At 46.5% G+C, this 21,754-nt stretch carries 12 protein-coding genes; 2 read left to right on the plus strand and 10 right to left on the minus strand.

The annotated features are described in order from the left end of the window. Positions 1 to 59: 59 nt before the first annotated feature. The 3 genes from bglX to ACR8BL_RS06900 are packed head-to-tail and all read right to left on the minus strand — an operon-like array spanning position 60 to position 4,382. Complete coding sequence (bglX, locus tag ACR8BL_RS06890; RefSeq protein WP_434751911.1) at positions 60 to 2,570, minus strand: beta-glucosidase BglX; 2,511 nt, start codon at positions 2,568 to 2,570, stop codon at positions 60 to 62. Between the two features lie 33 nt (positions 2,571 to 2,603). Continuing rightward, complete coding sequence (locus ACR8BL_RS06895) at positions 2,604 to 3,479, minus strand: carbohydrate ABC transporter permease (RefSeq protein WP_434751912.1); 876 nt, start codon at positions 3,477 to 3,479, stop codon at positions 2,604 to 2,606. A gap of 12 nt (positions 3,480 to 3,491) precedes the next feature. Beyond that, positions 3,492 to 4,382 (minus strand): ABC transporter permease, encoded by an 891-nt coding sequence (locus ACR8BL_RS06900; protein WP_434753041.1) that lies wholly within the window; start codon positions 4,380 to 4,382, stop codon positions 3,492 to 3,494. A gap of 240 nt (positions 4,383 to 4,622) precedes the next feature. Between ACR8BL_RS06900 and ACR8BL_RS06905 the strand changes: the two genes are divergently transcribed. Together ACR8BL_RS06905 and ACR8BL_RS06910 are read left to right on the plus strand one after the other, a co-directional pair. After that, complete coding sequence (locus tag ACR8BL_RS06905; protein WP_434751913.1) at positions 4,623 to 6,290, plus strand: sensor histidine kinase; 1,668 nt, start codon at positions 4,623 to 4,625, stop codon at positions 6,288 to 6,290. Between the two features lie 15 nt (positions 6,291 to 6,305). Further along, positions 6,306 to 7,904 carry a response regulator transcription factor gene (locus ACR8BL_RS06910; protein WP_434751914.1) on the plus strand — a complete coding sequence of 533 codons (1,599 nt, stop codon included), beginning with the start codon at positions 6,306 to 6,308 and terminating at the stop codon, positions 7,902 to 7,904. Positions 7,905 to 8,287: 383 nt separating this feature from the next. Here the strand turns inward: ACR8BL_RS06910 and ACR8BL_RS06915 are convergent, their stop codons facing one another. From ACR8BL_RS06915 to ACR8BL_RS06945, 7 genes are all read right to left on the minus strand, one after another. Continuing rightward, a complete protein-coding gene (locus tag ACR8BL_RS06915; RefSeq protein WP_434751915.1) occupies positions 8,288 to 9,637 on the minus strand; it encodes an FAD-binding oxidoreductase in 1,350 nt (449 codons plus the stop codon). A 230-nt stretch (positions 9,638 to 9,867) separates the two neighbouring features. Continuing rightward, complete coding sequence (locus ACR8BL_RS06920; RefSeq protein ID WP_434751916.1) at positions 9,868 to 10,389, minus strand: MarR family winged helix-turn-helix transcriptional regulator; 522 nt, start codon at positions 10,387 to 10,389, stop codon at positions 9,868 to 9,870. Between the two features lie 62 nt (positions 10,390 to 10,451). Next, positions 10,452 to 11,261: a lysophospholipase gene (locus ACR8BL_RS06925; RefSeq protein WP_434751917.1), complete on the minus strand. Its 810-nt coding sequence runs from the start codon at positions 11,259 to 11,261 to the stop codon at positions 10,452 to 10,454. 238 nt (positions 11,262 to 11,499) lie between these two features. Then, a complete protein-coding gene (locus ACR8BL_RS06930; RefSeq protein ID WP_434751918.1) occupies positions 11,500 to 11,955 on the minus strand; it encodes a leucine-rich repeat domain-containing protein in 456 nt (151 codons plus the stop codon). Positions 11,956 to 12,119: 164 nt separating this feature from the next. Next, positions 12,120 to 13,364 carry a macrolide family glycosyltransferase gene (locus tag ACR8BL_RS06935; RefSeq protein ID WP_434751919.1) on the minus strand — a complete coding sequence of 415 codons (1,245 nt, stop codon included), beginning with the start codon at positions 13,362 to 13,364 and terminating at the stop codon, positions 12,120 to 12,122. 33 nt (positions 13,365 to 13,397) lie between these two features. Beyond that, entirely contained in the window at positions 13,398 to 14,657 is a 1,260-nt protein-coding gene (locus ACR8BL_RS06940) for a macrolide family glycosyltransferase (RefSeq protein WP_434751920.1), read from the minus strand. An 88-nt stretch (positions 14,658 to 14,745) separates the two neighbouring features. Beyond that, complete coding sequence (locus ACR8BL_RS06945) at positions 14,746 to 21,732, minus strand: amino acid adenylation domain-containing protein (RefSeq protein WP_434758337.1); 6,987 nt, start codon at positions 21,730 to 21,732, stop codon at positions 14,746 to 14,748. Between the last annotated feature and the right edge of the window lie 22 nt (positions 21,733 to 21,754).

Here is a 21,754-nt window from a genome sequence, read left to right on the forward strand (position 1 = left end):
ATTATATCGATATAACGCATTCTTAACTCTAGATAGCATAATCCAAACATTGGTGTCACCTATTCCAGCCGAAAACTCGCCTCTTGAACATCCCTGGAATTCGAACCCACATAGATCTTGAAATCGCCAGCTTCCGCTTTGAAGGTCAAATCGGCGGCATAATACTTCAGATCCTCTTCCGTAATTAAAAATTGAATTTCTCTGCTTTCGCCTGGGGATAAGCGTACCTTTTCGAAGCCCTTCAGCTCCTTGACCGGACGGACGACGCTGCCGTAGAGATCCTGAATGTACAACTGAACGATTTCTTCCCCCTGAACCTGCCCCGTATTTGCAACTGTTACTTTTACTGTCAGGCAGTCTGTTCGCTTCATTACATGCCTGTCCAGTTCAATCTCCGAATAACCGAAGGTCGTATAGCTTAGCCCGAAACCGAACGGATACAGTGGATCGTTGGAACCGTCCAAATATTTGGAACTGAAGTGCTTATCTTGCGAAGCTGGCCTTCCCGTATTGAAATGATTATAGTAGACTGGAATTTGACCTGCATTCACCGGGAAACTCATTGTCAGTTTCCCCGAAGGATTATACTTTCCGAATAAAACATCGGCGATGGCATGTCCAGCTTGGGAACCTAGAAACCAGGTCTCTACGATCGCATTGGCATGACGTTCGAACCAGTCCAGTATCAAAGGTCGCCCGTTCGTTAAGACGAGCACAGTAGGCTTGCCGAGCTTCGAAATCTCTTCCGCCAGCTTCAATTGAACTTCCGGAAGTCCAATATCCATACGGGAAGCGGCTTCTCCGCTCATTCGGCTGGATTCCCCCAACGCCAATACGACTACATCCGCTTCTTCGGCAACACGCAGCGCAGCCTCATAACCGCCGTCAATGGGCTGGTCAACTGCGCATCCGTCAGCAATTAGCACCCGTCTTCCGCTAACGGCTTCTGTTACACCTTGTTCCAGCGTGACCGTTGCATTCCCATGTCTCGAGAATTGCCACGTGCCCAGCAGATCCTTGCTTCTTGCGAACGGACCGATCAACGCAACCGTACCAGAATTAGCATTAAATGGAAGAGCCCCGTCGTTCTTGAGCAGCACGATCGATTTCCGTGCAAGCGCTCTGCTCTCCAGCAGATGCTCCTCCGAGAATTGACACTCTAGCGCTTTCTTCGGCTGGATATACCGGAATGGATCATCCATAATGCCGATTTTATATTTGTAGGTAAGAATACGCCGAACTGCCTCATCCAACTGCTCTTCTTTCACGATGCCATCCTCGATCAATTTCGGTAATTGATTAGCAAATGCGCGGGTCACCATCTCGATATCCATCGTTGCATCAAGCGCCATGCGGGCGGCTTCAGCGTCATCTTCGGCGCAGCCATGAATCGAGATTTCTTCGATAGCTCCATAATCGGAAAGCAGGATGCCATCGAAGCTGAGCTCGCCCCGGAGCAAATCCTTCATTAGAAACTTACTTCCAGCTGCCGGAACTCCTTGATAAATATTGAATGCATTCATGACCGAGCCAGCTCCGGCCTGGATTCCCGCTTGGAATGGTGGCAAATGAACATTCCTTAGTGTCCCTTCCGAGATATCGACTGTATTATAATCGCGACCGCCTTCCGCAGCTCCATAAGCGATAAAATGCTTTAAGCAAGCAATCATCGTCTCTTGATCCAACAAGGAGTTGCCTTGAAAGCCTCTAACTTGTGCTTCTGCAATCCGGGCGCCCAAATAGGGGTCTTCTCCTGCTCCTTCGACAACACGTCCCCATCTCGGATCACGCGTAATGTCTACCATAGGACCATGATTATAGGTGATGCCTGCGGCGGAAGCTTCTTTCGCCGCAATCGCACACGCTTGCCGGATTCCTTCGATGTCCCAGCTGCAGGACCAGGCGAGAGGAACCGGAAAAATAGTCTGATGGCCGTGAATGACATCGGCGTTAAAGAATAACGGAATGTTATGTGGTGATTCCTCAACAGCAATACGCTGTAGTTCGAATACACGGTTGATATCGAAAGCGCCGAGAATGGAACCCGCCTTCCCCTCCGCAACGAGCTTCTCTGGAACTTCGGACTCAACCGCTTCCCCAAACGAGAAGTCCGACGCCAAGCATTGGCTCATCTGCCCAACTTTCTCTTGCAAGGACAACCGGCCGAGCAAATGCTCCACAGCTGCCGCAATATTCTCCTCTGTCCGTTCCGTGACCTCAGTCTTCCGATACTTGACCAATTTTTGCTCCAACAAATCAGCCAAGGATGCCCCCGCGCCTTGTTCCCCCACCAAGACCAGCGTTCCGAACGTTGGGAGACTAAGGGTTCCTGTAAACGCATTTTTTGAAAATATCAGTTCAAGTGAGGTATTTCCCTCCTGCAGGGACTTCGCTTTTCCAGATGCCCGTAGACAAGTGCCTTCCACTGCAACATGATCGAATTGCAACGTGACTGGAAAGGATTCCACTCCTGCTGATAAAGAATACTCTCCTTTTGTAGCTTCTATGTTGAATGTAATTTTCAACTTGGCAATCTTCGTTGCCACAATCGCATGCCATGTCCCTATCATTCCTGTTCCCTCCATATATCCATAATTTCGTACTTACTCTTTTACCGCCCCAATCACCAGTCCCTTTGTAAAGAACTTTTGCAGCACCGGATAAATGAGCAGGATGGGTAGCGCCCCGATCAAAATTTGCGCAGAACTGATCGAACGGCTGTTTAATTGGGCCATGTCCGCGGCATTGTTTCCATCAACCATCGGAACGGCGATAATCGTTTTTAGGAACGAACTGAGCGGAAGATTATCTGCCTTCATATAGATTGAGCCAGAGAGCCACTCATTCCAATCATGAACCACCGTGAACAAACTTACCGTCGCAAGCACTGGAAGAGAAAGCGGCAAGAACAGCTTCGAGAATGCCTGCCAATGATTGGCACCATCCATGAAGACCGCTTCTTCCAGTTCCTTCGGCAACGCTTTAAAAAAGTTCATGATCAGAATTAAATAAAAGACATTAACTACAGTTGGAAGGACAAGCGCCCAAATGGTGTTGTATAGTCCCATCTTGGTAATTACTAGGTACGTGGGAATCATCCCTCCATTAAAGAGCATAGCGATGACGAAAAAAGCCACAAATGCTTTATAACCTGCAATTCCGTTCCTTCCCCCTTCTTTTGATAAGACATATGCCGCCAAACAATTGACGAGCAGACCCAATATCAAGCTTAGAGAGACCCGCTGAACGGATACCCAGAGGGAGTGCAGCAAACGGGGGTCTCCCAGCGTTTTCTCAAAAGCGTTAAAGTTGAGACCAATGGGCCAAAACGTCACTTGGTTCGACAGGACAGCAGCGCTTGAACTCAATGAAATGGATACGACATGAATGAGGGGCAGAATACAAATCACTGCCAGAAACAGCATGAAGATATTATTTATGAAATAAAACCATCGTTCTTTCGTTGTAGTTGCATTCATATGATACGCTCCTTAAAATATTTTGTATCCTGCCACTTTGTACGCCAGCTTGTAGCCTCCGACGATCAAGAACAGGCCGACGACAGACTTGAACAACCCAATCGCTGTACCGAAGCTGAAGTTGCCTCCAATTAAACCAATTCGATAAACGAACGTGTCGATAATATCCCCTTTTTCATACACCAGAGAGTTATACAGGTTAAATACTTGATCGAATCCGGCATTGAGCACCTGGCTCAGTGACAACGTAAATACGACACAAATCGTAGGAACAAGCGATGGAAGTGTGATACTCCACATTTGTCTCCACTTCCCCGCACCGTCTAGTTGCGCGGCTTCGTAGAGAGATGGGTTAATTCCTGCCAAGGCTGCAATGAAAATAATTGATCCATATCCGAACTCTTTCCAAACCTCACTCGAAACCAGAGTAAACAAAAACCAGTTATTATCACCTAGGAAGAAGATGGGCTGGAAGCCCAACACCTGAATTAGACGGTTGACCAGTCCGTATTCCGGGTTCAGCAATTCGATGAAGACGCCTCCGAGCACGACCCATGACAGGAAGTGAGGAAGAAATACCAAGGTTTGTACAGCACTGCGAACAAATTTTACGCGAACCTCATTAATAAGCAAGGCAAAGGTTAACGTTGAGAGCAATCCGAAGAGCAGCTTAAGTACCGAGATCCGAAGCGTATTCCAAATTACCTGAACGCTATCCGGATACTCGAATAGAAACTTAAATTGATCGAGTCCGACCCATTTGGAACCAGTGATACCCAGATAAGGCTTATAGTCCTGGAACGCCATGACAATGCCCCCCATGGGTACATAGACAAATAAAACGGTTAGTACAACGGCCGGAAGAAGCATTAAATAAAGCAGCCAGTTGTCATTTCTATACATCTTTTTCTGGCGCACCGCTTTCTTCGATGATGTCTTACTATAGGTTTCCATAAGCTCCCCCTGTAAAATGAATTTCTATGTCTCCTATATTGTAAAACTCCTAAACTCCTTACAGATATAGCGCTATCCAAAGGTGAATAACGCATTCTTAATATCCGCTCTGGGAACATTGTAAAAAGCGCAGTGGAATCCTACAATGAGAGTACTACACCAGTCTATCTTATAAAGGAACGATGCCCCATGTTCAAGCAGTACCGGACATTCCATACCATCCTCTTGCTCATTCTTCTATCCACGGTCATCATCATGGTTATGTACACTATTACCATTAATACCAGTCTTGCCACGGTGAAAGAGGATATTAAAGTAAACAATCTGAACCGGATGCGCTTTCTGGTAACGAACCTGGATCATAATGTAGAGCAGCTGACGATGATAGCTACCGCGCTGGAGACTGATTCCAACGTCGGGCTGCTGCCCTCTGTCGATTTAATGGAAAAATATGATCAAATTATGTTGATTCAGAATCTGGCGGACAAAATGAAGCTGCAAAGCTTTTCTGAAGGATGGAACAATCAGATTTCGATCTATTCTTCGCTGCTGCACCGGTGGATTGGCTCCCCATCCTCTACAAGTGTACCTGCAGTAGATACACCAGATAATCAATGGGCTCTGGATGCTTTATCCGGGCAGTTCGTTGCTTATCGAATCCATAAGTCGTATTCCATTCGCGTTACATTCCCCCGGGACAATCTGCGCGAGATGCTTAACAGGGCTAATAATGGCAATAATAATTCGTTCTTCTACCACAGTAGCGCGCCCGTTATCCTGAACGACTACTCAAGCAAAGGTAAGGTGAACGAAATCTTGCCGCAGTTGCTGCCTCTTCTGTCCGATCGAATGGAGGGCTCTGAAATCATAACGGCCGACGGGATCGATTATATGGTTAATTTTCTGCAATCCGAAAAACTGGGCTGGTACATGGTCGATTATATACCGATGGATGAAGCACTGCGGCCGATTGAGAAAACCCGGAATTACTTCTATACCGCCTGTGTCATGCTCTTTATGGGGGGAATAATAACAGCTCTGTTCCTGTACAGGAAGGTGCAAATTCCGATTATCCAGTTGCTAAAGGGTGTGAGGTTGCTGAAGCACGGAGACTTTTCACACCGGATTGAGAGACAAAGCCAAAACGAATTCGATCTCCTCTATAAAAACTTCAATGAAATGGCCGCGCAGATTGAGGACTTGATCGAGAAAGTGTATAAGGAGAAAATTATGTCGCGGGAGGCTTTGGTAAAACAGCTGCAAGCGCAAATTAATCCGCATTTCCTATATAACTGCTTGTTCTTCATCGACAATATGACACGCCTGGGTAATGAAGAGGCCGTCACGGCGATGACGAAAAATCTCGCTGAATATTTCAGGTACACGACCCGGTTGGACAACCCGACAACGACATTGGAGAAAGAGTTGGGGGTCGTGGAGAACTACTTAAACATTTTGTGTCTACGCATGGAAAGATTGAATTACGAAATTAACGTTCCTGATGCGATGAAACGACTGTCTGTGCCGAAACTGCTTATACAGCCTCTGGTGGAGAATAGTGTCATTCACGGGATTGAGAAGAAGAACGGCATAGGGCTTATCCGGATAAGCGGAATCGAAGAGATCGACCACTACCGGATCATCGTTGAAGACGACGGCATTGGGATGACTGTCGAAAGCATGCAACAATTATTGAATCGCATTAAGCAGCCGCTCGAAGATGAAATGGGCTGCGCATTGTGGAATATCGGACAGCGCATGCAGATTTATTTCGATGCACCCTCCCGCATGGAGATCGAACCCAGCGCTTTAGGTGGATTATGCGTTATTTTACATTGGCCCAAGAGGAAACATTAGGAGGAATGACCCCGTATGTATCAATTACTTATTGTTGATGACGAAACATCGGTTGTCGATAGCTTAGCGCTAACTATTCCATGGGAAGAGTATGGTATTGAAGAGGTACACCGGGCCTACTCAGCACAAGAAGCGCTCCATACAGCGACGAAACAAGCTATAGATATTATCATTACCGATATCCGAATGCCGGAGATGGACGGTCTTGAGCTAATCGAACGCATCCGGCATTTCTCCCGTAAGATCAGATGCATCATCTTGTCCGGACATGACGAATTCGAATACGCCCAGAAGGCAATTCATTATGGAGCACATAGTTATTTTCTAAAGCCGGTTGACATATCTGCCTTAACACATTCCGTTGAGCAGGCGATAACCGATATTGAGCAGGAATGGGCCGAAATCAGTTCCATCCAACGAATTAAACACACGCTGCACGCCAACAAGCCACTGCTGCGTAGTCAGTTGCTAACAGACTTGCTCCAGGACAAGTCGATCCAGGCCGACGTATTGGAGGAGCGCCTTACCATGCTTGATGTATCGTTCCGCTCGGGCGATACCTATATGTTGATGCTTGTTCGGATGGAGGAGGATTTCTCCAGGTACAACCTTCAATCGCTGTCGCTGCTGGAGTTCGCTGTCAGCAACATCATCGAAGAGGTGTTTCAAGAACTCTTCGAGCTTTGGCATTGTAATACCGAACAGGGATACATGGTATTCCTGATAAAAAGTAACGATGCGCTTAAGCTTTCGCTGATTGATTCTTATGCAATCAAGGTGCAAAACAACGTGCAAAAGTTTCTGTCCGGCTCCCTTTCAATTTGTCTGAGCAGTCTGCAAACGTTTCCCGAGAACATATCGGAAACATACCGTGCTTCTGTGTCGTCACTTATACGAAATGTAGGAAAAAATAAAAGCTACTTTATTACGGTCAACGAAGCCGAAACACAATCGCAGGGGCGAAATCTGGTCCATTTGCATATCCCTCCGCTTCTTCCTTCATTATTAGAATCAGGAAACTGGGAGGAAGCCCTTGCCAAGATCGGCCGGATCTTGTCCATCAACGAGCATGACAACGAACCGACACATGATCAGTTATTTACAACGCTGCTTTATCTCTCTTCCTCCTTCGCCGTATCGTTCTCCTCTGTGGAAGAAAATGCCGAAAGTCAGCTCGGTGAAGAGTTTTACCTGCTCCTGCGGAAGAAAAGCCAGCTTTCAAGACAGCGTATCTTTCAGTGGGCTGAGAATCTAATCGGAACCTTGCGTGTAAAGTCCTCCCGTCAAGTGGAGGATTCTCACCAGCGGATCGCCTCTAAGGTTCGATCGTTCATTCAAGAACATCTTGCCGAGGGGATTTCCCTTCAGACGATCGCGGACCACGTGAAACTGCATCCTGTATATTTATCTAAAGTGTATAAGACCGTGTCTGGCGAAACAATCGGTGATTATTTGTACCGTACCCGGATGGAACGGGCCATTCATCTGTTGCGGAGCACCGATCTCAAGATCGCGGAAGTCAGCGGGCTGCTCGGATTTTTGGCTCCCCCCCACTTCATTAAAATCTTCAAAAAACATTACGGCTGCACGCCGCAGGAATATCGTAACAAGTGAACGGGCCTCTAGCATGTAGACGTTGCTGTTGAAAGAAACCCTCTCGGACCTTTCCATCTAGAATATCCAACGTTGATAGCACGAACAACACTCAGACATACTAGTAACGCTGGATACGTACTCTCATGTCTTGCCTGTCGTTCACAAACAGAAAGCTAACAAATCCTGTAATCGCATAGAAGAAAGGTTTTGTCCGAATCCAGACGCGTTCTCGGAGAGTTTAGTAATTAGTGTGACAAATATGGAACCTATACATTCCCTCTCCCATCATATAAAAAAGGAATTTTCCTTCAGGCCATTGGATAGCCTTAGGGAAATTCCTTTTGGTGTGGGAAGACTCATTCAACTTTCACAGATGGCGGCAGAAAAAAATTACTTAACCTTTACACTACGCGAGCGGGAGTAATACTTTGCGGATTATTGAACACATTTTGAGGGTCATACTTGGCTTTGACTCTCCGCAGTCTGGCATAGTTGGCTCCATAGTACACTGGACCGGAATTTTTGATCCCTTGGTCTGGAACGTTGATATAGGAACCCACGATGTATGGTTGCAATTTTTTGCGGGTTTGACGAACCAGGGCAATATTTTTGGCGGCATGGGATGGCTTGATCCATGTACTGTTCCATTCCACGTAAAACTTCTCTTTACGCCAGAAGAATGCGGTTGATCTAGGTGATTTGCGACTTACCGCTCCGCCCCAGTTGAGGAAATAGAACCCGCCTGGCCCCTCTTCCAAGTTTTCCAAAAATGCGCGCATCGATTTGATGGCTTTCTCAGGGAATGGTTTTTGTCCAAAACCGGACGAGAACTGGTTACTGTACCTTTGAGTTTCGATCGGATCAGGAAGCAATAAGAACTTCACAACCTCCGTGTAAGGTAACAAACGAACAATGGAACTCGTCGGTGTGCCGACACTCGTAATCGGCTGCAATAGACGGAGAGCCTCTGTTTTTGACCCTAGGAAAAGCCCCTCCATGACGACATTGCCGCCCTTTTTCGGTCCGATGGACAACTCGCTACCCAATCTCGTATCAACAGAAGGAGCCCACCTCTGCCATACTTTGAGCACCTTTTCGAATTGAGCCCATGGCCAGGTAATCTTAAATACAGTTGCTTTCGCTGGAGCACGGCGCACTTTGAATTTGTAGCGAGTGTATACTCCGAAGTTACCACCGCCCCCTCCCCGCGAGGCCCAAAAGAGATCCGAATTACGATTTTTATTGGCCCGAATCACTTTTCCTTTGGCGTCCACCATCTCTACCTCAAGCAGGTTATCACTGATAAGACCGATGGTACGCTGGAGAGGCCCAATTCCCCCTCCTAATGTAATTCCACCGATCCCTACAGTAGGGCTGTCACCAAAAGGAGCGATGAATCCTTGCTTGGCGAGCGTATTTGCAATTCGTCCCACTCGATTACCTGTTCCGACAACAACCGTTCCACTTTTTTTGTCCAGCTTGATGGTATTCAGGTCACTGACATCAATGACAATCCCGCCGTTCACCTGAGAAAGGTTGACCTCAAGGGCATGCCTTCCGCTTCGTGGCCGAATCGGTACGTCATTTTCACGAGCCCATTTGATCGCGTTGGAGACATCTTTCGTTTTTTGGGCAAAAACGAACACTCTAGGGAACCGGTCTGTATGCGGGTCCCAGTTCTTACGTGCGGCCTCATAACCTGGGTCTCCTTTAAAGATGACGCGTCCAGTCAGTTTTGTTTTGGTTTTCATGTTTGTTTTCAAACATTCCACTCCCTGCTTTTTGATCGTTATGCAGCATTTCTGCATTAGGCATTTTATACTGTATGACCGACATACGCGGAGGGAATGGGCTGTAGACTGTCCTATACGCAAAAAAATTCCCCGCAAGGCTTATAGTTAGCCTTAAGAGGAATTGTTTATCGTTCACATATTCAAGTCATATTTGAGCATACCCTTGTCCGTTTCACTAACATTGTGAACTACTCACCATCCGGCTCAATTTTGATGAGCTTACGTGGTTCCTGTTCTTTTTCACCGTACCAGACGAGTACATCGGCAAACAGATCCATGATACGAATAAAGCTTTTTTTGTCGTCTTCCGTAATCTGGTCTGCCAGCTTAAAAATATCATCAAAACAAAGTTCTCGGACAAATGCAGTGTACTTCGTGTACACCTCACGACCTTTAGCAGAAGGTTTGACATAAATATCTTTGCGGTTACCGCTTAGATGATATTTTTCCAGTAGTCCTTTTTCGGTCAAATTTTTCACATTTTTAGAAAATGCACTTCGGCTAACACCCAAACGTGCGGCCATCTCGGACATCTTCTCTTCCTGATCCTCTGCCTCCAGAATATATTCGAGTGTCTGAATCTGAGAAGCAGAGAACGTCATATCTGTTCCATAGCTTCGTTGCAGCTTGTATGTGTTAGAGTAGGCATTACCGTACTTGATGATCTTCTCGACAAGATCCCGATGGTCACCCATCCAATCTAATTTCATGCGCAATCCCTTTCGTCTTCAAATTCTCTCTATTACTCTACTGAGCATTCACTCTACTGAAATCAGATTCGTTTTTCAATCCATGAGATCGCTTCTTCAATCACTTCATCCCGCGCCGTTTCGTTGAAAATTTCATGCATGAGATTTGCATAGATTTTCAGTGTTTTATCTGTCGAAGCGATATCTCCGTAAAAGTCACGAGAATCCTTTTCACTAACCAGTCCATCATTGGCTCCATGCAGCACAAGCACAGGATCAACAAATTGCTTCGCATGTTCTTTCAACCATTCTATTCCGTACCCCAAACTGTTAAACAAATCTACAGAAATCTGCTTCTCTACCAGCGGGTCATTGGCGTAAGCGGATACAACTTCAGGAACACTACATACGCCACTGCCGAGTTCATTCGGGAAATACGTGCCTGCAGGCAGATCCATCGGCAATTCTCCAGCAACCTTGGTGTTATAACGAGTAAGTGCTCCCGATAAAACGATACCTTTTACTTTCCCCGGATATTTCGTTGCAAATGATGATGAAGCAAAACCACCCATACTATGTCCAATGATATACAGTGGGGTATCTCCACTTTCTTGCAAGGCCACCTCTACTACAGCGTTGACATCATCGATCAAATGATGAAAATCACTGTAAAATGTGCGCTTTCCTTCTGATCTCGCATGACCCCGATGGTCAAAACGATATACGTTGAATCCACGATGGTTCAGCTTCTCGGTCAAATAATCATAGCGGCTGGCATGCTCTGCCAATCCATGTACAATGACTACGGCTGCCTTCGCATCCTCAACTGAATTTTTGCTGAAATAAAGCTGTGTTCCGTCAAAGGATTTCATCGTTGTTTCGATACTGTTCATCGTACATCCCATCCTTTATTCGTATTTTCATGTCCGTTATACATAATATTGTTTCTTACAGAAACAATATATCACCCTTCCGAAGCATTTGTCTACGCATTTTTAAAGCGTTTACAATTTGGTTTTATGGGAAAAAGACAGATACTGTGTGAGCAGCACCTGTCTTTCATCCTCCCGAATCACTACTCTATATCAAGCGTAAATCCAAGACTCGCATTTAACATGCGCATAATCATAATCAGTGATTCCGATCTTGTAGAGTTGGCTTGGTTATGCCCTCCGGAAGAGACACGCTGGTTAATTGATTTTTGAAAAATGCATAATCTCCAATCGAAGTCACACTATTCGGGATGACAACACTCCCTAGACGGTTTTGCCTAAAGGCTTCTTTCCCTATGCTGATTACGCTGTCTGGAATGGTCACACCGGTTAAATTCTTTCTCAAAAAAACTTCTTTCCCAATATGGGTCACTTCATGCGTATCCAGTGTACCGGGAATATCAACATCCTGAGCACTCCCCGTATACCCTGTAATCGTTGCTGTTCCATTCCCATTTACGGAATACACCCAGTCCCCTGATGTTGCTGTACTGACTGTCTGAATTCCTGATGTAATCCAACTTACGCCCATGCTCACGGCCAAAACCATCAGGCAGATGAACACTTTCTGTACTCCCCCGGAAAACGATCTCATGTATTAATTTCCCCTCGTCCTGAATTGACACGCCTCTTCCATTTAATTCCCATTAAATGTCGAAAGTGTCCGCCCAAATCGAGTGTATGTGATACAAGTCTCTTAATCAACTTAACTGTAAATTAATTCTAGCTTAATAACCCTTTTGATGAAGAGTATCTACATTATGATTGGTCGACGTACTCCAGAATTCTGCTCACCCCTTCTACCATACCTCCCGTTTCAAAAAAGCTACTCCCTAATCTCACCGCTTCAGCTCTCATCTTCTCGTTTCTCATCGTTTCAAACGTCATATCTCTCAGATCTGCAGCAGAGATGCTTATGTCTCGGACATACGCGCCGACCCCCAATTCTTCCAGTCTCGAAGCGATAGCGAATTGATCCGCCCCTTGAGGAAACAGAATCAACGGCACGCCAAATACAAGTGCTTCAGACACACTGTTATAACCGGCATGAGATATAAATACATCTGCTTTGCTTAAAATCTCCAACTGAGGGACAAATGCATGAACGGTCATATTTTCCGGAATGTCTCCCAAGCATGATGGATCAATGCTTTTCCCTACAGACATAATAATTTGGGCTTCGCTATCCCTGAAAGCTTCAATGCATTTACGATAGAAATCAAGGCGATCTGTATAGATAGAGCCGAACGAAATATAAATCAAGGGAAGCTCATGATCCTGTTTCGTTCTTTGCCTCATGGATTGCAGCATTTGAGAGCTGACATTGGGGAACTGCGGTCCTATAAACACAAAGCGGTGATCAAACACATCCGAATGTGGCTGGAATACTTTTGACGTATACACAAGATTCAATTCTTCATTCCCACTAAAAGCATCGACCAGGCCGAAGCCTTGAATATGATGCTGCTCTGCCAGAGCTGCTGCAAAAAGATTTAATTCGCTTGCTGTCGTTTCTGCAAACGTGTAGCCTTCTTGGATTCTGAACACTTTGTGCATGAGAAAATGTTGGTCTTTCTCCAGAAGTGCCTGATTGATCGCAAACGTCAGGACATAACAGGCCACTGGCACCTCAAGCAGCTCTCCAATCAGTTTGCCCCAATGGGCGTCGCTGTCCCTGACAATATAGTCGGGTTGCTCAGCCATAACATCAGCCAATATCGCATTGAGAACCAACCTGCTTTTCTGGATAACTCCAGGAACTAAATACTCCAACATCGTTTGCGGGTTACTCAGGTACAGGCCCGGATCATTCTCGTCAACAAACAGCTCTCTCATATTCCCATAGCTCCGGAACGTCACATTATAATCGGCAAGTAATTCTCTATATTGTTCATCCGAATAATAAATCACGGTCTCTCCTCGTGCCAGCAACTCTGCAACAAGAGGCAATGTTGGTTTAACATGGCTGAAAAATGGAAGGCTGAATATCATTACAGTAGCCATAGCGAACTCCCTTCGTCATGTGATACACAAGTATCAATCATTGGTAGCGCTTATCAGGGTTCCATCATTAAGATACGTAAATATCCCATCAACACCCAGCTTTATTCCGCCTTCGCTACGTATCGCTCCCCCAACCCTCTTGCAAGACTCAGCATAAGACGAATCATGAAGGATACGTTCTGTCATAAAAGTAATGTCCGAAGGTGCACAATGATGGCTATCGCCAATGCTTCCTGCACCGAGTGCCTCAATCCGGCTGGAAACAGCAAACTGATCGGCTGCTTGTGGGAACAGCAACATAGGCACTTCATGGTATAACGCTTCATTGGTACTGTTATGGCCTCCATGCGTGATGAAGACATCAACGTATTTGAGCAGTCTTCGCTGAGGCACATGGGGTCGAACGGTGATATGTTCAGGCAACTCACCCAGTTCTTCAGGAAAGATTCGCTCTCCGACAGACATGATCACGTTCCAACGACGTTCCTGGAATGCTTCAATACATTTTCGATAAAAAGGAAGACAGTCATTGTATACAGTCCCCATAGATATGTAGATTACGGGTAAATCCGGTTCAAAATGCGGCAGGTCTCCACCTTCTTTCTCCTCCTCACGAATCATCGGACCAAGGAACAGATAGTCTGGACCAAACGACTCTATAAAGGGCTGGAAAGCCCGTGAAGTAAAAACAAGATTTAGCTCGTCCGCGCCGGAGAAGGCATCAATTGCCTTAAACTCAACGGAATAAGGAACAGAGAGCTGCCTCGTATATTCATTCAAATATTCACTGAAAGTACCAGCCTCCGAAAGCCATACCATACCTCCCGTGGTATTTCCAAATACATTGGCAACAAAATATTCACGATGAAGATCCATCATCGTTTCATTTAAAGCAATTGTAGTGATGTAACAAATCACTGGAATCTCAAGCATCTTGCCAATCATTTTTCCCCAGTAAGACTCGCAATCCCGGATAATGTAATCCGGATCATCCGCCATCACCTGTTCGAGAAGAAGACGAACCATCTGCTGATGCTTATTCAATTTGTGCGGAACAAGCTGCTCCAGCACCTTCAGTGGATCGGTCGTATGAATAGGAATTTCTTCATCCAGTAGTGGAAGCACGTCCCCGTAACTTCGACATACCACACCTTCCATTTCTACATATTTCATATACGCATCTGTTGTATAGTAATAGACCTGTTCACCTCTGTTCGCCAGTTCTCGAACCAGCCCCACTGTAGGATTGACATGACCAAAATACGGAAAACTGAACACAACGGTTGTACCCATCGCTTCACGTCCCTTTCGTACATAAAGCCTGAATGCCCCCGGACATCGCAACATGCCCGGAGATTTCAAGCAATTCTATTGATTTGAGCTACAACACCTTGACCATTCCTTCTGTCATTTTCTTCTTCAGTTCTTCAGCACTCGCTTCGAACGGAAGTGCGATATGCACTTGCAAACTGTTGCCAACATGTCTAACGTAGAAATAAATTCCATAATGATCAGCCGCTTCTGCAAAAGAAGGACCTCCGGCTGGTATTGCGTTATCTTCTGCTTCCGCTTGTACAGCTCCAAAATAATTGAGCATAATCCCCTTGCCTGCTCCATGATCTTCCATATCGGTGAACCGGATATGGTGAGTGGAAGTCGTATGACTCAATGTTCGAATCTGCTGCAAAAGTTGCTCCGGCTGCGAATGGGTATCCAGCACCAAAGGAATATAGTCCGTAAAATTCCCGACAAGATGGTAGTAGGTCTGCTCCCCATACCGCCTTCCACTGCTGACCAATTGTACAGGCAATTGCTGCAGCTCAAGATATTCCCGTCCAAAGACCGCCAGCAATCCCAGTACCTTCATCCAGCCTTCTTCCGGTTTCCCTTCTGTAAGTTCCCATTCTAATGTGATTGCTGTACTCTTCTGAGCCCGGAACTCCCCCAACTTGTTGTTCAGCCCTATGAGAAGCTGACGATACGTTCCCAGTTCAAAGCGACGCTCCAGTTCCATAAAGCTAATTCCGACTGCCCCATCCTCCGTCAGTCGAAGATAGTCGCGATATTGGGTAGGATGCTTGCTCCCGTGAACCACGGATAGCGCCCCCGTTAGTACCCCGGCAATTAAACTGCAGCTCAGCCCGTCTGATAAAGCATGATGGGAAGAGTACACAAAAACTTTGGCTCCGGTACTGCTATTCTCAATTAACACCATTCGGTACAATAAATTGTCCGGTCCGTCCTCTTCGAATTCGCCATAGTACAATTCAGAGACCAGTTGTTCCATCAGTGCTTCGGAACAGGCTGCATCAACCTTGATGAGTGGCAAATTAATTCGGGAAGGGTGCTCTCGCAGGCTCCAGTTATTTGTCTGTCTGCCCTTATACAAACATCTCAACATCTCCTGCTCCTGCACCAATCCAAGAACGGCATTATGGATCTCCTCATTTGTCTTGTCGGAAGGGAAGTGCAGAACAACACCAACATTCTCTGCACGCCCAAGATGAGTAGACTGGGAAGCCGTAAGTGGCAATATCGCCAATTCCACCTCTGCGGCCAGTTGTCTTCTGTAAACCTCTTGTTGATCCGCAAACGTTGCACGGGCAGCTATCAGTTGCTTCAGTTCCGTTTCATCCAAAGCCTTCTGCACTTGCTTCTGCTGTAAATCGGATGCCTCTGTTCCATTGGATTTAAGTTTCTGTGAGCCTTCCGATGTACGTTGCCGCGAACCTTCAGATGTAATTTGAAGTAGAAGTTTCCCCAGAGCAACAGGTGATTGATGAACAAGCAAGTCTCTTACATCCAGGCTTACCCCCTGCTCTTTCAACAAAAAGCTGGCTTTCATTGCCGAGATGGAATCTCCACCCAATTCATGGAAGGAATCATCTGTTCCAATCCCGTGAACGTTCAACACTTGTTCGAACACACGAAGGATCTTTGCCTCCAGTTCATTCTCTGGCATGCGGACACATTCCCTTGTTTCTTGTATCCAATCCACACGTTGGAGTGCCGAGTGATCCACCTTGCCATTTAACGTCACAGGCAGCGCCTCCAGCTTCACCAAGAAGGATGGAAGCATATAATGAGGAAGAACGGCAGTAAGCTCGATCTTCAGTTCACGCGATGCAGGTGCACTGTCACCGGTGTAATAGGCCACTAGAGAATTTCCACTTTCCTGCATCCTAGGCAATACAACTGCTTCACGAACGCCAGTTATCTGTAGCAGTCGTGCCTCAATCTCACTTGGTTCGATGCGATAACCTCTAATCTTAAGCTGGTTGTCGATTCTGCCTTGGTATATCATTCTGCCATCCGGCAGCAGTTTGGCCAGGTCACCCGTTCGATACATGCGCTCAAACCCTGGCATATCTGAGGAGATGAAATGTCTGGCAGTTATTTCTGGCAGGTTTAGATAACTCCGGGCGAGTCCGGTACCTGCAATGCATAGTTCTCCCGATATCCCGACAGGCAGTGGGTTCATATCCGCATCCACAACGCAAAGTCTGCTATGAGGGATAGGAAATCCGATAGGTACCGATAACAGATCAGTCTCTTCTTCATATTCCCATATCGCTGCACATATGGATGCTTCGGTCGGTCCATAAGCATTCACACAGCGCATATGCTGACTCCATGTAGACAACATGGCCGGCGATGGCTCGGAGCCAGCCGTGATTATAAGACGAAGACCAGGCAAACGCTCAGGTTGCAATCGGGCCATATAGGGTGGAGGTAGCGTCATAACAGTAACATTCGTCTTTTCTACATACCGCTCAAAGTGGAGCGGATCTGCGATCGTCTCTGCCGATACTAAACACAGAGTTCCTCCGGCGGTAAATGCCATGGCAAGCTCCCATATGGAAGCATCAAAAGAGCATGAAGCAAATTGAAGAATGCGGTCTTCAGGTTGTACTCCCAATGAGGAGAGAAAGAGAGCCGAAAGATTAGCTAGACCTGCATGCTCTAACGCCACACCTTTGGGTCTGCCCGTAGTACCCGAAGTATAGATAATATAAGCCAGATTGTTGCTTTGCGATGCGAGCAATGAGGTGTTTATTTTTATTTTCAGATCAGTAATATCGATTTCCCGGGGCAGATAAACAGGTATATGGCCTGCGATATCCTGTGCATCTTCCTTATCCGTAATCATTAGCACTGCTCCGCTGTCCTGAAGCATATACGACGTACGATCTGCCGGAAACTCCGGGTCGATCGGCAGATATGTCGCACCTGTCTTAAGCACCGCCAGAAACGCAATAACGAGTTCGAAGGAACGTTCCAGTCTGACGGCTATGACATCTTCCAGACCCACTCCTTTTGAGCGTAACCAGTTAGCCCACTGTTCTGACTGTGTGTCCAACTGCTCATAAGTCATTTGCGACTCACCAAACAACAGGGCTTCCTTGTCCGGAGATTTTTTGGCGTGCAGGGCAAACTGCTCCAGTAAAGTCAGCTTCGGTGGATCGCATGGGTTCTTGGTGTTGAGTTCCTTCCATTGTTCATGCAATCTCTCTTGGGGAAGGAGCGTCATCTGCGATACAAGCGTCTGCGGTTGATCAATAACAGTCTGCAAAATATGCATGAAATAATCCACAAAACGCAGTACGCTTTCCCTCTGGAAAAGATGTGTGCAGTACTCCAAATCGAAATACATCACACCATCTCCGCCCTCAAAACCGGCTAAAGTAAGATCAAATTTGGATACGGTTTGCTCGAAGCCAACATGCGAGAAATGCAGTCCTCTGAAATCAAAGCGATTCTCCGCCATGTTTTGAAGTACAAACATCGTATCAAATATGGGATTACGGCTAGGGTCTGGAGTATATCCCAAGTTCCGCGTCAAGTCCTGATATTGAATCGCCTGATTCTCAAACGCACCCAGCGTCGTATTTTTCACTTGAGTCAGGAGCTCAGTGAAGCGCAATTGCGGTAATACCTCTGCGCGGATGGGAACCACATTTACAAACATGCCCATGGTCTGTTCCAGATCTGCCTGTGTTCTGCCAGAGACCGGTGATCCAACGACCAGTTCTATCTGTCCGGACAGCTTGGAAAGCATGGTCTGATACACTGCCAGCAGCAACATGAATAGAGTAACGCCATTTTCGGCAGCCAACTTCTTCAGAGACGACGTGCGAGCTGCATCAACGGTAAAATTAATCCTGCCGCCCTCCAAGCTTTTAAGTTTGGGTCTGGGATAATCATACGGCAGACTCAAAACGGGAACTCCGTTTCTGAACTGATCCATCCAATATTGTGCTTGAGGCTGGAATCGATGATCCTCTTTCTGTTTATGCTGCCATACCGCGAAATCTTTGTAATGAAGTCTGATTTCCGGCAATGAATCTCCATTGTAGATGCTCGCCAGTTCTGAAATGAATATGCCAATCGAAGCACCATCAGCTGTGATATGATGAAGATCGATTAGAAGCAAATGTTTTCTCGGGCCGATTCGGGTTATTCCTGCACGGAATAACGGCAGGCTTGCCAGGTCAAATGGCCGGATAAATCGTCTGATCGTCTCTTCAAGATCCGTTGAGGCTCGCTCCGAGTATTCAAGTGAAACAACATGATCCGTATGCACTTCCTGCACCGGTTCACCGTTGATGGCATAGAAAGTGGTTCGAAGAATCTCGTGCCTCTTCGTCAGTTCCTCAAGCGCAAACCGAAATCGTTGATGATCGAAATCCCCGTCTATAATAAGCGCCTCGGGCATGTTATAGGCGGTTGAATGCGGATCATTACAAAACAACGTGTACATCTGTTTTTGCGTAAAAGATAAAGGATAACTTGCTGCTGGCCTTGCAGGTGTAATCGCGAGATAGGCACGGGTTTCTTTTTCAGCAATCAATTCCGCTAACTCCTTGACGGTTTGTTTCTCGAAGATATGATCTACACTGATCTCTACGCTAAATTCTTTCTGAATTCTGGACATCAGCATCGTTGCCTTAAGTGAGTGTCCTCCCGCGGCAAAAAAGTTCTCATCCGCAGATACCCTCTTTAATTGAAGAACATCGGCAAATATCTCGCATAACTTCTGTTCAGTTTCATTCTCTGGCTCCCGAAATTGAACATCTAGATTGATATATTCCATGGAAGAAATTAGCTTCTTGTCCAGCTTTCCGTTCTCGGAAAGCGGAAGCTGATGCAGTCGATAATAGCGAGCTGGAAGCATATAGAACGGCAGCTCTCTCGCCATGTAATCTCGCAATTCAACAGCCTTTATGTCGTCGGTTTGAAGATAAGCAATCAGACGGATCGGAATACCCTCTTCTTCCTCACATACAACTGCTGCTGCCTGAACACCTGGATAACTCTGAAGACGTTGCTCGATCTCAGGAAGCTCAATCCGATATCCTCTTAACTTAACCTGAGCATCCTTTCGCCCGAGACAACAGATTTCCCCCTCTTCCGTCCATTTCGCCAGATCGCCAGTCCGATACAGCCGCTCACCCGCAATAAACGGATTGGGTACAAAGGCTTGATCTGTAAGCTCAGACTGGTTAAGATATCCCCGAGCCAGCCCCGGTCCCGATAGGCAAAGTTCTCCAACGATTCCCGGCGGAACAGGCTCGTTCCAGTTGTCGAGAATGTAGGCATTCATGTTTGATATGGGACGGCCAATGGTCACCTTTTCTTCCTGTTCTACATCTCTTTTGCAAAGTGCGACGATACTGGATTCAGTAGGACCGTACTCATTGTACAACTCCACACCCGGAAGCCGTTCCTTGCTTTCCCGAATGAGTGCAGGTGAGACGCTCTCTCCAGCCAAGGTAATAATGCGCACAGACAGTTTGTCCTCCGGTTTAATCTGCTGCAGAAGCAGACGATACAATGAGGGCACACATATAAAATGAGTGATATGATATACGATAAGCAACTGTTTCAGACGTAGCGGGTCCTTAACCTGAATTTCAGTAGCAATAAAGAGACTTGCTCCCGACACGAGCGGTGTCAGGAAACCTGTCAGGAAACCATCAAATGAATAGGAAAAGAGCTGGATCGTATTGTCCTGTATTCCCAGTGAGTATTCTTCTTTTCTCCATGAGATTGAATTGACCAGCCCACGATGATCTACGACTACACCTTTGGGATTGCCCGTAGTTCCCGAAGTATAAATGATGTACGCTGGCAGTTCAGCCGTTATGGGAGCAAGTGTCTCACCATTATCATTGGTAGTATCCAGGTCTTCACAAGCAAGCAATCGTTCCACATTCGCAAACAATGGAAGATTAATATAACGGGTCTGTGTGAGTAGACGGGTTACCCCGGCATCTTTCAGTATGAATCGAACGCGCTCTGCGGGAGTCTGAACATCCATTGGCAAAATACATGCCCCTGCTCTCCACACTGCTAAAATCGCGACGGCCGTCTCCAGGCTTCGGTCAAGATAAAGTCCTACGATATCGCCTTGCTTGGTTCCGTCTTGGACCAATGCGGCAGCCCAGCGTTCTGCCCTCGCCTCCAGCTCTGCATAATGCATGGAACCCTCTGATGTCACGATGGCTATGGCCTCCGGTGTCTGCCGAACCTGCTCCGCAAACAAACCCATTACACTGGAACCGTAGGTTCGGTTCGGACCGGCTGCATACTCATCCAGCAATCGGTGGCGCTCCGATCCAGCAAGCCCCCCACTGGCCTCCACCGGACGATCGGGGTTCCCAATTAATTCTTCAATGATAACCCCATACTGTCCCGCAAACCGCTCCAGATCAGGAGCGGAAAAGAAGCGGGTATTTCCGGCTAACACACCGCATAGATTGCCCTCGCTCCAATACATATGAAGCCGCATACCCAATGTCTCGCTCTCTAGATCTGTTGCGCTGTACATCTCCTGAAGGGAAAACCGAACATGATGAAGAAAAGCGTAATCCCGGTCATGTACGACCTTCATATCGTCTACCAGACGATCCATAGAATAATCACTATTTTTGACAGTCTCGATATATGTCGTCTTGAGTTTATACAGCCATTCTCGGAAAGTACAGCCGCTCGGCGATTTATCGATAATTGGAATCCAGTTTGGCTCCGGCGAACGCTCGCTCGTGTCTTGTAGTCTGTTCACCGGGTAAGCCACCGTAATTGAATCACTGCTGGTATGCTTGTGCAGAATCGTCTTCAGAGCCGTCAGCAAAATCAAAAATAAAGCTTCATTAGACTCCCCACTCATGGAGCGCAATCGCTCACTTACACCCTGACCCAACTCAAACGGATAGCTCCGAACAGCCGACTTCTCATGCTGAGGTGTAACGGATAATGTGAACAACGTTTCCTCTGCTTTGAGTGCCAGCATTTTTTTTACCCAATACTTCTTTTGCAATCTTAGTTCCTGTACGGAAACTGCCTCTTTGTGTGACATTTGATCCATGCAAGTTCATCCCCCTGGTTGT

Source organism: Paenibacillus amylolyticus, from assembly GCF_051136285.1.
Classification (GTDB): domain Bacteria; phylum Bacillota; class Bacilli; order Paenibacillales; family Paenibacillaceae; genus Paenibacillus; species Paenibacillus amylolyticus_F.